This is a genomic window from Streptomyces sp. JL2001 (assembly GCF_050917515.1).
Lineage (GTDB): Bacteria > Actinomycetota > Actinomycetes > Streptomycetales > Streptomycetaceae > Streptomyces.
On record NZ_CP169421.1, the window covers coordinates 1980797 to 1995159 of the forward strand.

Annotated in this window: 11 protein-coding genes; 4 read left to right on the plus strand and 7 right to left on the minus strand. The window is 74.0% G+C overall.

What is annotated here, in order from left to right; all coding sequences use genetic code 11:
• Positions 1–44: 44 nt before the first annotated feature.
• On the minus strand, positions 45–884 hold the full coding sequence (locus ACE1OA_RS08635; RefSeq protein ID WP_386544211.1) for an inositol monophosphatase family protein: 840 nt from the start codon (positions 882–884) through the stop codon (positions 45–47).
• Positions 885–893: 9 nt separating this feature from the next.
• Positions 894–2021 (minus strand): ferrochelatase, encoded by a 1128-nt coding sequence (locus ACE1OA_RS08640; RefSeq protein ID WP_356604153.1) that lies wholly within the window; start codon positions 2019–2021, stop codon positions 894–896.
• A 132-nt stretch (positions 2022–2153) separates the two neighbouring features.
• Here ACE1OA_RS08640 and ACE1OA_RS08645 point away from each other — a divergent pair, with 132 nt between their 5' ends.
• On the plus strand, positions 2154–3407 hold the full coding sequence (locus ACE1OA_RS08645; RefSeq protein ID WP_356604155.1) for an MFS transporter: 1254 nt from the start codon (positions 2154–2156) through the stop codon (positions 3405–3407).
• Positions 3355–4686: a D-arabinono-1,4-lactone oxidase gene (locus tag ACE1OA_RS08650; RefSeq protein WP_432752588.1), complete on the plus strand. Its 1332-nt coding sequence runs from the start codon at positions 3355–3357 to the stop codon at positions 4684–4686. Before ACE1OA_RS08645 ends, ACE1OA_RS08650 begins: the two co-directional genes overlap by 53 nt.
• Positions 4687–4693: 7 nt before the next feature.
• Here ACE1OA_RS08650 and ACE1OA_RS08655 read toward each other — a convergent pair whose 3' ends face one another.
• A complete protein-coding gene (locus ACE1OA_RS08655) occupies positions 4694–5527 on the minus strand; it encodes a hypothetical protein (protein ID WP_384867656.1) in 834 nt (277 codons plus the stop codon).
• Between the two features lie 486 nt (positions 5528–6013).
• On the opposite strand from ACE1OA_RS08655, the gene sepH reads away from it, so the two are divergent.
• Complete coding sequence (gene sepH / locus ACE1OA_RS08660) at positions 6014–7057, plus strand: septation protein SepH (protein WP_356604161.1); 1044 nt, start codon at positions 6014–6016, stop codon at positions 7055–7057.
• A 90-nt stretch (positions 7058–7147) separates the two neighbouring features.
• Here the strand turns inward: sepH and ACE1OA_RS08665 are convergent, their stop codons facing one another.
• Complete coding sequence (locus tag ACE1OA_RS08665; protein ID WP_384867659.1) at positions 7148–7975, minus strand: sulfurtransferase; 828 nt, start codon at positions 7973–7975, stop codon at positions 7148–7150.
• Between the two features lie 317 nt (positions 7976–8292).
• On the opposite strand from ACE1OA_RS08665, the gene ACE1OA_RS08670 reads away from it, so the two are divergent.
• Positions 8293–9066 (plus strand): VOC family protein, encoded by a 774-nt coding sequence (locus tag ACE1OA_RS08670; RefSeq protein WP_356604165.1) that lies wholly within the window; start codon positions 8293–8295, stop codon positions 9064–9066.
• On the opposite strand, the gene ACE1OA_RS08675 is transcribed toward ACE1OA_RS08670, so the two are convergent.
• The 3 genes from ACE1OA_RS08675 to ACE1OA_RS08685 form a co-directional block, all read right to left on the minus strand.
• The gene (locus ACE1OA_RS08675; protein WP_432752589.1) at positions 9038–10462 is read right to left on the minus strand and encodes a polysialyltransferase family glycosyltransferase; all 1425 of its coding nucleotides are present in this window, start codon (positions 10460–10462) and stop codon (positions 9038–9040) included. The two genes, ACE1OA_RS08670 and ACE1OA_RS08675, sit on opposite strands and share 29 nt — an antisense overlap.
• 3 nt (positions 10463–10465) lie before the next feature.
• Positions 10466–11431, minus strand: coding sequence for a glycosyltransferase family 2 protein (locus tag ACE1OA_RS08680; RefSeq protein ID WP_356777374.1), 966 nt, complete (start codon positions 11429–11431; stop codon positions 10466–10468).
• Positions 11432–11523: 92 nt separating this feature from the next.
• Positions 11524–14235, minus strand: coding sequence for a YfhO family protein (locus ACE1OA_RS08685; protein ID WP_432752590.1), 2712 nt, complete (start codon positions 14233–14235; stop codon positions 11524–11526).
• Positions 14236–14363 lie beyond the last annotated feature (128 nt).

Genomic DNA, 14363 nt, shown 5'->3' on the forward strand with positions numbered 1-14363 from the left:
GTGCGCATCCGCACGGGGCCCCTTCACGTGTCCGGGGACAGCCCTCAGTCGTGCCAGGCGCCGTGCTCCTCCAGGAGCTCCTGGAGGGGGGCGAAGACGCCGGGGGACGCCGCGACGGTCAGCTCGCCCGAGGCGGGCTCGCCGGGGCGTCCCCCGGTCAGGCAGCCCGCCTCGCGGGCGATGAGGTCCCCCGCGGCGAGGTCCCAGGGGTTGAGGCCGCGCTCGTAGTAGCCGTCGAGGCGGCCGGCCGCGACGTCGCACAGGTCGATGGCCGCGGAGCCGCCCCGGCGGATGTCCCGCAGGAGCGGGATCATGCGCTGGGCGACGTCGGCCTGGTGGGCCCGGCGGTGCTGGAGGTAGCCGAAGCCCGTGGAGATCAGGGCCTGGTCCAGCGGGGGCGACGGACGGGCGGCGAGGCGGCGGTCGCCGACGTACGCGCCCCCGCCCAGGACCGCGTGGTACGTCTCGCCGCGCAGCGGGGCCGCCACGACGCCGACGACGGTCTCGCCGTCGCGTTCGGCGGCGATGGAGACCGCCCAGGTGGGCAGCCCGTAGAGGTAGTTCACGGTGCCGTCGAGCGGGTCGATGACCCAGCGGACGCCACTGGTGCCGGGGCTGGCGGCGCCCTCCTCGCCGAGGAAGCCGTCGTCGGGACGGTGCTCGGACAGGTAGCCGGTGATCAGCTTCTCGGCGGCGAGGTCCATCTCGGTGACGACGTCGATCGGACTGGTCTTGGTCGCGGCCACGGCGAGGTCGTCCGGCCGGCCGTCGCGCAGCAGCGCGCCGGCCCGGCGGCCGGCCTCCAGGGCGAGGGTGAGCAGTTCGGCGAGGAGGGGGTCGGCCGGCGCGGGGCCGGTGGACCCGGGGGTCACGGGCTCGGTCATGGGTGCTCCTTAGGCGTACGGGCTGTCGGCGCCGGCGGCCGCCGGCCGGTCGGCCCGCGCCGGGCAGCAGCCGATCGGGCAGAGGTCGTGGGAGGCTCCGAGGGCGCCCAGCGCACAGCGCTCGGCGCGGACGCCCCGCTCGCTCGCGGCGCGCTCCAGGAGGAGCTCGCGCACGGCCGCGGCGAAGCGCGGGTCCGCCCCGACGGTCGCCGAGCGCCGCACCGGGAGCCCCAGCTCCGCGGCCTTGGCGGTGGCCTCCGTGTCGAGGTCGTAGAGGACCTCCATGTGGTCCGAGACGAAGCCGATGGGGACCATCACGGCGGCCGGGGCCCCGGCGCCGTGCAGCTCCTCCAGGTGGTCGCAGATGTCGGGTTCGAGCCAGGGGATGTGCGGGGCGCCGCTGCGGGACTGGTAGACGAGCCGCCAGGGGTGGTCCTCGCCGGTCCGCTCGCGGACCGCGTCCACGATCACCCGCGCGACGTCGAGGTGCTGCTTCACGTAGGCCCCGCCCGCGCCGTGCTCGGCCGCCGGTCCGGAGGAGTCCGCCGCGGAGTCGGGGATGGAGTGGGTGGTGAAGGCGAGGTGGGCGCCGGACCGCACGGACGGGTCGAGTGCGTCCAGGGAGGCGAGGACGCCTTCGACCATCGGCTCGACGAACCCGGGGTGGTTGAAGTAGTGCCGGAGTTTGTCGACCCGGGGCAGCGGCAGCCCTTCGGCCTCCAGCTCGGAGAGCGCGTCGGCGAGGTTCTCGCGGTACTGGCGGCAGCCGGAGTAGGAGGCGTAGGCGCTGGTCGTGAGCACGGCGATGTGGCGTCGGCCGTCGGTGATCATCTCCCGCAGGGTGTCGGTGAGATAGGGCGCCCAGTTCCGGTTTCCCCAGTAGACCGGCAGGTCGAGGCCGGCCTGCGCGAAGTCCTCCCGCAGCGCGGAGAGCAGCGCGCGGTTCTGGTCGTTGATCGGGCTGACGCCGCCGAAGAGGAAGTAGTGCTGCCCCACCTCCTTGAGCCGTTCCTTCGGGATGCCTCGGCCGCGGGTCACGTTCTCCAGGAACGGGACCACGTCGTCCGGGCCCTCGGGGCCGCCGAAGGAGAGCAGCAGAAGGGCGTCGTACGGGGCGGGATCGTGCTGATCGGACATGGACCGATCCTCCCACCCGCCCCACGCGGCCGAGGGCGCGGCCCGACCGGAAAACAGGCTGACCGCACCCACTTCAACACCGTAGGCTTTAGCTATTAATTACACGTGTTGAGCCGACGCCCGGAGATCCCCTTGCCCAGTCCCTATCGCGCGATCTTCGCGGCGCCCGGCACCACGTCCTTCTCCGTGGCCGGCTTCGTCGGCCGGATGCCCCTGTCCATGATGGGCATCGGCATCGTCACCATGATCTCCCAGGTCACCGGGCGCTACGGCCTGGCGGGCGCGCTCTCCGCGACCCTGGCCACGTCCGCCGCGGTGATGGGCCCGCGGGTGTCCCAGCTGGTCGACCGGTACGGCCAGCGGCGCGTGCTGCGCCCGGCGACCCTGATCGCGCTGGCCGCGGGCGCCGGACTGCTCGTCTGCGTCCAGCAGGACGCCCCGGACTGGACGCTCTTCGCCTTCACGGCCCTGGTCGGCTGCGTGCCGAGCGTCGGCGCCATGACCCGGGCCCGCTGGGCGGAGATCTACCGCGGCGAGGGCCGCCGGCTGCACACCGCGTACTCGTGGGAGTCGATCGTCGACGAGGTGTGCTTCATCTTCGGCCCGATCCTCTCCATCGGCCTGTCCACGATCTGGTTCCCCGAGGCCGGCCCGCTGTTCGCCGGCGTCTTCCTCGCGATCGGCGTCTTCTGGCTGACCTCGCTGCGCGCCACCGAGCCCCGGCCGCATCCGCGCACCGCGGACTCCGGCGGCTCCGCCCTGCGCTCCCCCGGCCTCCAGGTGCTCGCGCTCGCCTTCGTCGCCACCGGCGCGATCTTCGGCTCGGTCGACGTGGTGACGGTGGCCTTCGCCGACGAGCGGGGCGCCAAGGCGGCCGCCAGCCTGGTCCTCGCCGTGTACGCGCTCGGCTCCTGCCTGGCGGGCGCGGTCTTCGGGCTGCTGCATCTCAAGGGCGAGCCGTCCCGGCGCTGGTTGCTGGGCGTCTGCGCGATGGCCGTGAGTATGATCCCCCTCCTACTGGCCGGGAACCTGCCGTTGCTGGCCGTGGCGCTCTTTGTCGCGGGCCTGTCCATCGCACCGACGATGGTGACCACCATGGCCCTCGTCGAAGCGCACGTACCGCGCACCAAGCTGACCGAGGGCATGACCTGGACGGGTACCGGGCTCGCGATCGGTGTGGCGCTCGGCTCCTCGGCCGCCGGCTGGGTGGTCGACGCCCGGGGTGCGGAGGCGGGGTACGTGGTGCCCGTCGTCTCGGGTGGCGTCGCGGTGGTGGTGGGTCTCCTGGGGTACCGCCGGCTGGGCAAGCCGGTGCCGACTGGGGAGGGGCAGCGTGAGCGGGACCACGAGGGAGAGCACCGGGGCGACGAGCAGCCCGTGGCGTAACTGGGCCGGGAACGTCACCTCCCGGCCCGTGCGGGAGGTGAGCCCCGCGTCGGCCGACGAACTGGCCGAGGCGATCACGAAGGCGGCCGAGGACGGGCTGCGGGTGAAGACGGTCGGAACCGGCCACTCCTTCACCTCGATCGCCGCCACGGACGGCCTGCTCGTCCGCCCTCATCTGCTGGCCGGGATCCGGCGGATCGACCGCGAGGCGATGACGGTCACCGTCGAGTCGGGCACGCCCCTCAAGCGGCTGAACGTGGCGCTGGCCCGGGAGGGCCTGTCGCTCACGAACATGGGCGACATCATGGAGCAGACGGTCGCCGGCGCCACCTCCACCGGCACGCACGGCACCGGCCGGGACTCGGCCTCCATCGCCGCCCAGATCCGCGAGCTGGAGCTGGTCACGGCCGACGGACGGCTGATGACCTGCTCGGAGAAGGAGAACCCGGAGGTCTTCGCGGCCGCGCGCCTCGGGCTCGGCGCGCTCGGTGTGATCACGGCGATCACCTTCGCCGTGGAGCCGGTCTTCCTGCTCACCGCGCGCGAGGAGCCGATGACCTTCGACCGGGTCACCGCGGAGTTCGACGCGCTGCACGCGGAGAACGAGCACTTCGAGTTCTACTGGTTCCCCCACACGGACAACTGCAACACCAAGCGCAACAACCGCAGCGCGGGCCCGGCCGCCCCTCCCGGGCGGCTCAGCGGCTGGGTCGAGGACGAGTTCCTGTCCAACGGGGTCTTCCAGTTGGCCTGCTCCCTCGGCCGCGCGGTGCCCCCGGTGATCCCCTCGATCGCCAAGATCTCCAGCCGGGCCCTGTCGGCCCGCACCTACACCGACATCCCCTACAAGGTGTTCACCTCGCCGCGCCGGGTGCGGTTCCTGGAGATGGAGTACGCGCTGCCGCGCGAGGCGGCCGTCTCGGCGCTGCGCGAGGTCAAGGCGATGGTCGAGCGCTCGCCGCTGAAGGTGAGCTTCCCGGTCGAGGTGCGGACGGCTCCGGCGGACGACATCACGCTCTCGACCGCCTCGGGCCGGGAGAGCGCCTACATCGCCGTCCACCTCTACAAGGGCACTCCCCACCGCGCGTACTTCACCGCGGTGGAGAGCATCATGACGGCGCACGGGGGACGTCCGCACTGGGGCAAGGTGCACACCCGGGACGCCGCCTACTTCGCTGAGGTCTACCCGCGCTTCGCCGAGTTCACGGCCCTGCGCGACCGGCTGGACCCGGACCGGCTCTTCGGCAACGACTACCTGCGGCGGGTCCTGGGCGACTGACGGCGCCTCAGCCGGCCGGCGTCTCGCCGGCCGGTGCACCGGCGGACGGGGTTCCGGTCGCGGGCGGGGTGGGAGCGGGCGTCGTCGACGGCGCGGACGGCGTGGCCGACGGCTCGGGTGTCGGGTCGGCGGAGTCCGAGGGCGTCGGCTCGGGCTCCGGGGTGACCTCTCCGGTGCCGCGGGACGGGCCTCCGCCTTCCCCCTCCGTGCGGGGCGTCGGGTCGGCGCCGTCGCCCTGCCGCTCCTCCGGGGTCTCGCGGGTCGACGGGGTGCGCCCGGCGCCGTCCTGGCCCCGGACGACCGAGCCGAAGGTGGTCGATCCCCTGGTGCCGCTGAAGTCCTGATCGGAGATCAGCTCGTAGGCGGTGATGCCGCCCATCGACACCAGGAAGACGAGGGACGCGGCGACGGCGGAGCGCTTCCAGCCGCGGACCCGGGTGCCGTGCGTGGTGGCGGCGCCGAACTCCTCGTCGTACGGCGGGCCGGCCTCGACCGGCGGCCACGGCGGGCCGGGCGCGGCGACGGCCCCGGCCCGCCGGGCGGCCGGCGGACCCCCGACGGCCCGCCCGGCCCTCACCGGCTCGCCGTGGACGGCGACTTCGCGTATCTGCTCGCCCGTGCGCCTGAAGAGGTGCTGGAGGAAGGAGCCGCCACAGGTCGCGATGACACTGATCAGTCCTGCGCCCAGGATCGTGCCGTACACGCCCAGGGTGGAGGCGAGTTTGGCGGCCACGACGGCGGCCACCGCACTGGCGGAGACCTGGGCCACGCTCAGGTCGAGCCGCTTCTTCTTCCCGTCCGACGCGACTTGCTCCTTCTTCGCGTCCTCGGCGTGATCCATTCCCGCCCCTTGCCTGCTCATTCGTTCCACCATGCACCCACAAGGGACATATGGGCGAAAGGAATAGTTCCGCTTCTGGGGTTTATGTGAACAGCGCCACGTGGGTGCATGAGCGAGGAGACTCAACTCCCGTACCGTCGGCAAAGTTGGGCGGCGCGCCGGTCCACCCAGGTGGCCCGAATGGAGTACTGTGTCGAGCCCTGGGTCCGGGCTCTCTCATGGGCGTCCGGGTCATCGGGAGGGGGCCGAAGGTGGCACTCGAACCGGCGGCGCCGCGGCACCGCACGGACGCCCGCTGCACAGCGTGACGAGCTGTCACTCTACGTGTGCAGACAGGTAACCGTGCCATAACGGCGGTCCAGGGTCCATGCCCGACACGCCGGGCAACTCGGCAAGGTTGTGGCAGGCTGCACCCGGGCAGGCCACACTCGACTAGCGGAAGCAGCGACGCACGTGACGTCGGCAGGCACCACCCGGGAGGTCCCCATGCCCGAACTGCGTGTCGTGGCCGTCTCCAACGACGGCACACGACTGGTGCTGAAGGCTGCTGACAGCACGGAGTACACGCTTCCGATCGACGAGCGGCTGCGCGCCGCCGTGCGCAACGACCGCGCGCGCCTCGGCCAGATCGAGATCGAGGTGGAGAGCCACCTCCGCCCCCGTGACATCCAGGCGCGTATAAGGGCCGGTGCCTCCGCCGAGGAGGTCGCCCAGCTCGCCGGGATCCCCGTCGACCGCGTACGCCGCTTCGAGGGCCCCGTGCTCGCGGAGCGGGCGTTCATGGCGGAGCGGGCCCGCAAGACCCCCGTGCGCCGGCCCGGCGAGAACACCGGACCCCAGCTCGGCGAGGCGGTGCAGGAGCGGCTGCTGCTGCGCGGCGCCGAGAAGGACACCGTGCAGTGGGACTCCTGGCGCCGTGACGACGGCACCTGGGAGGTGCTGCTCGTCTACCGGGTGGCGGGCGAGGTGCACACGGCGAGCTGGACGTACGACCCGCCCCGACGGCTCGTCCAGGCCGTGGACGACGAGGCGCGGGCGCTGATCGGCGAGACGGACGACACGATCGCCGCCGCGCCGGAGCCGAGCTTCCCGTTCGTGCCGCGGATCGCCCGACTGCCCCGGGACCGGCCGCTCGACCGCGCGCTGGACCGGCAGATCGAGCGCCAGCCGGAACGGCCGTCCGCCTCCGCGGAGCCGGAGGAGGAGCGGGACTCGCTGACCAGCCTGCTGGAGGCGGTGCCGAGCTTCCGCGGCGACATGGTCGTCCCGGAACGCACCACCGAACCGTCGTCGACCGAACCGTCCGACGAGCCCGAGGCGGAGGAGCCGCCGGCTCCGGCGGCCTCGGCCGGTGCGGGCTCGGCGTACGCGGACGTCCTGATGCCCCGGGCGGTCTCGGGTCACCGCGACCGTCTGACGGGCACCACCGACCGCCAGGCCGAGGCCGACGGTGTCCGGCCGGGCCGCCGCGCGGCGGTCCCGAGCTGGGACGAGATCGTCTTCGGCACCCGCCGGAAGAAGCAGGACTGACGGCACTCCGCACGGCCGTCACCACGCGGGAGAGGGCCCGCGCCGTCGCACGGCGCGGGCCCCTTCGCGTGCCCGGGCGGGCCGGCGCCCCTACCGGGGGTCAGGTCCCGTGGCCACCGGGCGGGCGGGGTCGTGGGACCACTCCGACCACGACCCCGCGTACAGGGCCGCCGGGATGCCGGCCAGAGCCAGGGCGAGGACCTCGTGGGCGCCCGAGACGCCCGAACCGCAGTAGACGGCGACCTCGGAGTCGGCGGTCGCGCCCAGGCCCGAGAAGCGTGCGGCCAGCGCGTCCGCCGGCAGGAAGCGGCCGTCGGGAGCGACGTTCTCCGTCGTGGGCGCCGAGACGGCGCCCGGGATGTGGCCGCCGACCCGGTCGATGGGCTCGACGTCGCCCCGGTAGCGCTCCGCCGCCCGCGCGTCCAGGAGGAGCCCCGAGCGGGCCACCGCCGCCGCGCCGTCGGCGTCGAGCAGTCCGACCGGGCTCGGCTCCGGTGCGAAGTCGCCCGGCGCCGGCCGCGGGGTCTCCTTCGACAGCTCCCCCGTCCAGGCCGCGAGGCCTCCGTCGAGGACCCGCACGTCCGTGTGGCCCGTGAAGCGCAGCAGCCACCAGGCGCGGGCCGCGCCCCAGCCGAGTCCGCCGTCGTAGACCACGACCGGTGAACCGGCCGAGACACCCGCCCGGCGCATCGCCGCGCCGAAGACCGCCATGTCCGGCAGGGGGTGCCGGCCACCGGCGCCGGGCGGTCCGGCCAGCTCGGCGTCGAGGTCGACGTAGACCGCGCCGGGGAGGTGGCCGGCCTCGTACTCGGGCAGCCCGGGCGGGCCGCCCAGCTGCCAGCGGACGTCCAGCAGGACCGGGGGCCTCGGCCCGGCCGACTCGCTCACGAGTTCGCTTGCGGTGATGATGGGCTTCATGGGTGCCATCCTCGCGCAGCCCGCGACGCCGCGGGCCGCTCGGTAGGTCCGGCCGACCGGTCGGCGGCGGCCAGGAACCGGCATTCCAGGCATCCTCGTGCCGGATCGCGCCAAAGTCGGCGCGGCCGGGGCGCACCGCGCGCCCAACGGTGCAACGATCGGCACCGGGCGCGCGGTGAGGCACGTGCGCGGCCGGCTCGACGGCGGGTGTGGACCTCCGCTCCGGAGCCGGCGCCCGGGCCCACCGCTCCGTACGCGTGCGTACGGACGCCCGGTCCCCCGTGCGGCCACGACGATGGTCCGAGGAGAGAGTGACGATGACCGAGGCGACGCGACGCACACCCGGTACACCTTCGTGGGTGAGCCTGATGGTGCACGGCCTTGACGCGACGCAGGAGTTCTACGGCGCGCTCTTCGGCTGGGAGTTCGTGCCCGGGCCCCAACAGCTCGGCCCGTACGTCCGTGCCCTCCTGGACGGCAAGGAGGTGGCGGGGATCGGCCAGCTGCCGCCCGACAGGCATCTGCCGGTCGCCTGGACCACCTATCTGGCCACCGACGACGCCGCCGGGACCACCGAGACCATCCGCTGCTGCGGCGGCACCGTCGCCGTCGGGCCGCTGGACGCCGGCGAGGCGGGCCGGCTGGCGATCTGCTCGGACCCGACGGGCGCCGTCTTCGGCGTCTGGCAGGCCGAGGCGCACCACGGCACGGCGACCGCGGGACCGCCCGGGACGCCGGTCTGGAACGAGCTGCTGACGCACGAGACCTCGATGGTCGCCAAGTTCTACCGGACGGTCTTCGGGTACGAGATCGAGCCGGTCGTCTCCGCGGACTTCGACTACCTGACCCTGCACCTGGACGGCCGTCCGGTCGCCTCCCTGCACGGGGTCGGCACCGCGCTCCCGCGCGACCGGGGCGCGCACTGGATGACGTACTTCGAGGTCGCCGACACGGACGCGGCCGCCCGCCTGGTCACGGAGCTGGGCGGCAGGGTCCTGCGACAGCCGCGGGAGGGCACGGCAGGCCGCCTGGCGACCGTGACGGACCCCGAGGGTGCCGTCTTCACGATCGTCCGGTCGGCCGACGCCTGAGCCGTCGCGGCCGGGAGAGGGAGCGGCCCGCGTCCCCGCCGGGCAGGCCGAGTTCGGTCAGCCGGTCCCGGTCGACGTAGCGGGCGAGCGGGTCGTCCGGACGCAGGCCGTCGAGGAGTGCGACGGCCTCCGCGCGCAGACCCGGGTGCAGCTTCGGCTGCATGCAGTAGCCCACCGCCCTGACCAGCGATTCCAGCGTGTCCGGCGCGGCTCCCGGGACGGCCGGTCCGGCGCCCGACTCCAGGTCGGGCACCAGGTGGTCGACGAGGGTCAGCGGCACGCGGTTGCTGTTCTCGTACGGCTGGAGCCGCTCCAGCACCGTTCCCGTGCCGACCCGGGCGATGGGTACGCCGTAGTACACCGAGGCCGTGAGCATCGCGGTCGAGAAGCAGCCGACGACGAGCCGCGGCCGGCAGCGGGCGTAGAAGGTCTCGGCGAGAAGCGGGCCGTCCAGGACGGTCAGCCGCACGCCGACGGCCTCGGCCGCCTCCCGCAGGGCCCGGGAGTAGCGGGCGGGTGCGGTCGGATGCGGTTTGAAGATCACGGAGCGGTGTCCGGCCGCCGCGGCGCCGCGCACCATCCGGGCGTGCAGGTCCTCCTCCTCGTCGGCCGTGAGGATGCCGAGGACGGCGAGGTACTGGCCGAGGAGCACGGCGGTGGGTGCGGCCTCGACGGCCGCCGCGACGTGCGGGTCCCCCTCGGCCGCCCCGGCGATCTCGGCGAGGACCGCGCGGAAGGCGGAGTCGGGCACGATCTCCGGTTCGACGCCGTACTCGGCGAGGAGCAGTGGGCGCAGTCCGGGCACCAGATCGAGATGGAGCAGTCGCCGGACGCGGCAGCCGATCGACTGGGGCAGCTCGTCGCGGGTGGGGCCGTAGCTCATCAGTCCGTCGGCGTAGAGCTGCACGGTGCTCTCGGCGAACACGGCGGCGAGCGCCTTGGCGGGGTTGGCCTGGATGGACTCGACGATGAGTTCGACCGGGCCGTCGCCCAGGTCCCAGGCGGTGCGCAGGACCCGCTGCCAGAGCGGGGTCTCCTCGGGTCGGGGCGCCCAGGAGCCGGGGTGGTGGGGGTGGATGGCCTCGTTCCACTCGACCGTGGTGTCGAAGCGGGCCGCGATGCGGTCGTAGCCGGTCATGGCGTCGAGTCGCAGCGCGGTCTCGGGGATCTCGGCGTTGTGGGACACCAGGAGGACCCGCCGTGCGTCCCCGCGGGTGCCGAACCGGCCGGAGTCCAGGGCGGCGGCCACGGTGGCGGCGCCGTACAGGGTCGACACCTGGAAGATCTGCACCCGCTGCCCGCGGCGGCCCGACGCGGGTGCGTCGGGGCTCGGTGCGGGCGCCGCCGGGGTCGGCGTGGCCGGGGCGGTGCCCGACGGGGTGGGGTCCGTGGCCATGGGTCAGGCCGCCTTTCCGGTGGCGCGCAGGCTGCGGAGCAGCGTGCCGCGCGCGGTGTCCATGCCGGCCAGCGTCTCGTCGAGGACCCGCTGCGGCATCCTGCGCAGGGCGTCGGTGACGTCGTGCCGGAGGCGTCGGGTGACGGCCGGCTCGTACTGGTCGGCCTTTCCCATGTGAAAGGCGATCATCGCGCAATAGGTGCGGACCGCTTTCGGCAGGAACCGGTCCGCCTCGGCGTCCGCGGACACGTCTTCCAGCAGCAGGTCGTACGAGGGGATGAAGTCGAGCTGGCGGTTGTCGGTGATCTGGGTGAGCGAGGTGGTGACTCCGCGGCGGTAGAAGGCACCGTGCAGGCTGAGTGCCGCGTAGGACGTGGTGTTCAGATGCAGCCGCCAGATCCACAGGCGGTCCTCGGCGGTGCGCAGTCTCGTCTCGAACCGCGAGGCCCCGTCGGCGAAGAGACGGCCGGAGTAGATGCCGAAGGGGACGAAGGGATAGTCGACCATCGTCACCATGGAGGCCGGGGCGATTCCGTCGCGGGGGTCCATCACCGTGTCGCGGAGCTTGGCCGGGGCGTACCGGACGGCGCGGGTCCGGCCGGTCGACAGGACGTGGTCGGTGCGGGCGAAGTCGCAGCCCAAGGCCTCGATTCCGTCGACCATGGCGCGCAGGTGGCCGGGCGCGTACCAGTCGTCGCCGTCGAGGAAGGTGACGTAGTCGCCGGTCGCCGCGTCGATTCCGGTGTTGCGTGCCTGGGCCACCCCGAGATTGGTCTCGTGCCGGATGACGGTGGCGTTCGGCACACGGTCCTTCAGCCGGTCGAGCACGTACGGGGTGTCGTCCGTGGAGCAGTCGTCGACCAGCAGGAACTCGAATTCCGGGTCCGCGTTGATCGCGAGGCTGCGCAGGGTGTCGGGGGCGTAGGCCCCGACGTTGTGGAAGGGGACGACGACGGACAGTTTCGGCACACGGAATCCCAACACTCACCCAGGAGAACCATCGAGCGAACGCGCCCGTCGGTGATCACCCGGACCCGCTCAGGCGGGCAGCGTATCGACGGTCAATTCCCGTCGGACGAGGCCGGTGTGCACGCCGGATGAACTCTTCCGGTCCTGCGGAGAAACCGCTGCCGCGCGCCGATCGCCAGGAGGCAGAGCAGGGCCGTGGCGCCGATCGCGCCGCCGAGCCGCAGTCCGGGCGGCCGGAACGAGCAGCCGACGGTGGTCGCCGTGCCGTCGAGGGGAACGGCGATCAGGCCCAGGTGGCGCCGGGCGGGGACGGGGGCGGCGTTCCCCGCGGAGCAGGTCCAGCCGGAGATCCGCGGTACGGCGACGAGGGCGGTGCCCTTGCTGCCCGGCGGGAGTTCGGCGGTGAGGGTGTGGCCAGAGGTCCGCACCGCGGTGGCTCCGATCGTGGTCGACCGGCGCACGGCCTCGGTCAGCCGGTCCTCGACCAGGCAGCCGACCGGCTGCCGGGGCAGTGCGGGCCGCGTGGCGGGATCCAGTGCGATCCGTACCTCGCCCGAGGCGGGCACGGTGCCGAGCCGTTGCATGGGGCCGATGACGGCGGGCGGGCGGCCGGCGAAGGCGACCGGGGCGCTGCCCGCCAGGGCCGCGGTCCCCCGGTAGTCGGGGGCCCAGAACCACACCTGGGCGCCGGCGGGGCAGGAGGCGGTGAGGGTGACCGCGCCGCCCCGCGGGCCGGTGGCGCGGCGGGGCGCGGCGGGCACCTCGTAGACGTCGGCGCCGAGCAGGGCCTCCTGGTTGGCGAAGGCGGACGGGCCGAAGCGGGCCTCGCGGGCCGGCAGCCGCAGGTCGGGACGGACGGTGACGAGCGGGGGCACGGGCGTGTCGGCGATGCTGATCGTGGCCTCGGGCAGCCGGTCGGTGCGCAGCGGCGCCGCGGGCGCCGAGCGCATCCGGGTCCCGATGGAGAAGATCGCGTCGGTCACGGGGTTGTCCAGGCTGACCGGGTGGCGGCCCTTGGCGTAGGAGCCGAAGCCGAGCGAGGTCAGGGTGCGTGAGGTGACGTCGGCGGTCAGGCTGCTGTAGTAGTCCGCTCCCTGGCCGCCGACGAGCAGCACGTCGTTGCCGCCGGGGACCTCGCCGGGGTCGGTGCGCCGCCGGGGCCAGGCGTCCTTGCTCGCGGTGGCCCGCGCCATGTCCGTGTGCCAGGGCCCGAGCCGCGGGGCCCAGGAGACCTCGGCCAGCTGCTGCCGCTCGATCCGGCCCGCGCTGATCGCGGTCTCGCCCGCCTGGGCGAGGACGAGCAGGACGACGGCCACCGCGGGCAGGGCCTTGGTGCCGACCGCCTTCCGCCGGGCGAGGAGGACGGCCGCGGCGGCGAGGACGCCGAGGACCAGGGCGGCGCCGAAGGCGGGATACGTCCAGCGGTCGACGTCCGGGCTTCCCCGGGAGGCCAGGGTGAGGGCGGCGAGCACCGCGCCCGCGCCGAGCAGGGCGGGCGTCCGGGGCAGCCCCTGGGCCGTGGAAAGCCAGGCCGCGATCAGCAACAGGCCGCAGAGCACGAAGGTCTGACGGTACGGGATGCCGTTGGGCGAGGCGCCCGCGTGCCAGAGGAGATGTGTGGGTTCCCACTGCATCGAGAGCGCGACCAGTGCGGTCGCGGCCGTCCAGGCGAGCCGGGTCCGTGGGGTGACGGCCCGGTTGAAGGGGAGGGTGAGGGCCAGCAGGAGGGCCGGGGTGCCGATGAAGAGGGCGGGGCTGGCGACGCTCGCCGTGGCGGGCAGCAGACGGGCGAGGAACTCCGTCCAGGCGACGGCGGTGAACGTCGTCCCGGGCGTGGGGTCCGCGACCCGGGTGGCCAGGAAGATCACCAGGACGAGCGGGGCCGCCAGTCCGACGCCCACGAGCACACCCCGGGCGGCGCGGAGCAGTCCGGCGAGACGCCGGCGGCCGGTGTCGTCGGCCGTGCACAGGCGGACGGCGAGCACGACGGCCGCGCCGAGCGTCGCCATGTAGGCGGTGTAGAAGTTCGCGTACCAGGCCACGGCCACGACCAGCGGGCCGAGGACGGCGCGGCGCCCGGCCCGGGCCCACTCGCCGACCAGGCAGAGCAGCGGGAAGGCCAGCAGGCCGTCGAGCCACATCGGGACGGTGGCGGCGAAGTTCAGGGTCCAGCCGCACAGCGCGTACGCCGTCCCCAGGACGGCCGCGACCGGCCACGGGCCGGGGCGCAGCGTCAGGAGCAGCAGCGCCATGGCGGCCCCCGCGGCGGTGATCTTGGCGGCGGTGACGACGTAGAGGGCGAGTTCGGCGCTGTCCGCGGGGAAGAGCAGGACCAGCAGGTCGAACGGGCTGCTGAGGTACGTGCCGTAGTCGCCGAGGAAGTTGGCACCGAAGCCGGAGTTCCAGTTGAGGAAGAGGTCGCCGTGGGTCTCGCCGAGCAGCAGCCGGCGCCAGTACGCGTGGAACGGCAGGTACTGCTGGCCGAGGTCGACGGTGTTGCGGGTGGTGGGCCCGAAGGGATGGCTGCCGGCCAGCAGGCCGCCGAGGCAGAGGACGACGCAGGTCAGGAGGGCGGCGGCGGCCGATGCGCGCAGCCGGGCGCTGTGCCGGGCTCGTCGCGTCCACGCCCGGGCTCGGTGCCCGCTCGCGGCCGTGGCGTGCCCGGTGTCCTCCGGTCCCGAGGTCGACGCCGGCCGTCCGTCGTCCTCGGTCCGGGTGTCCCCGGCCGTCGCACCCCCGGCGCGTTCACCCCCGGCGCGTTCACTCTCGGCCTGGGCGGACTCGGTCTCGGCAGCAGGGGGCACGCGTCCTCCGGGATGTGTCGCGCGGATGCACGGAGCCCGGGCGGGACGTCACGGGCCGACGGCCATTACCGCCGAGCCGGGCGACCCGCGTCCGATCGGCAGACGGTGCGCGGGTACACCCGAGGTGA

What these genes read in the sequence shown, in the direction of transcription:
- ACE1OA_RS08665 (WP_384867659.1), bottom strand. Translation starts at nt 7,975, where the DNA reads ATGAAGCCCATCATCACCGCAAGCGAACTCGTGAGCGAGTCGGCCGGG.
- sepH (WP_356604161.1), top strand. Translation starts at nt 6,014, where the DNA reads ATGCCCGAACTGCGTGTCGTGGCCGTCTCCAACGACGGCACACGACTG.
- ACE1OA_RS08675 (WP_432752589.1), bottom strand. Translation starts at nt 10,462, where the DNA reads ATGGCCACGGACCCCACCCCGTCGGGCACCGCCCCGGCCACGCCGACC.
- ACE1OA_RS08640 (WP_356604153.1), bottom strand. Translation starts at nt 2,021, where the DNA reads ATGTCCGATCAGCACGATCCCGCCCCGTACGACGCCCTTCTGCTGCTC.
- ACE1OA_RS08635 (WP_386544211.1), bottom strand. Translation starts at nt 884, where the DNA reads ATGACCGAGCCCGTGACCCCCGGGTCCACCGGCCCCGCGCCGGCCGAC.
- ACE1OA_RS08670 (WP_356604165.1), top strand. Translation starts at nt 8,293, where the DNA reads ATGACCGAGGCGACGCGACGCACACCCGGTACACCTTCGTGGGTGAGC.
- ACE1OA_RS08655 (WP_384867656.1), bottom strand. Translation starts at nt 5,527, where the DNA reads ATGGATCACGCCGAGGACGCGAAGAAGGAGCAAGTCGCGTCGGACGGG.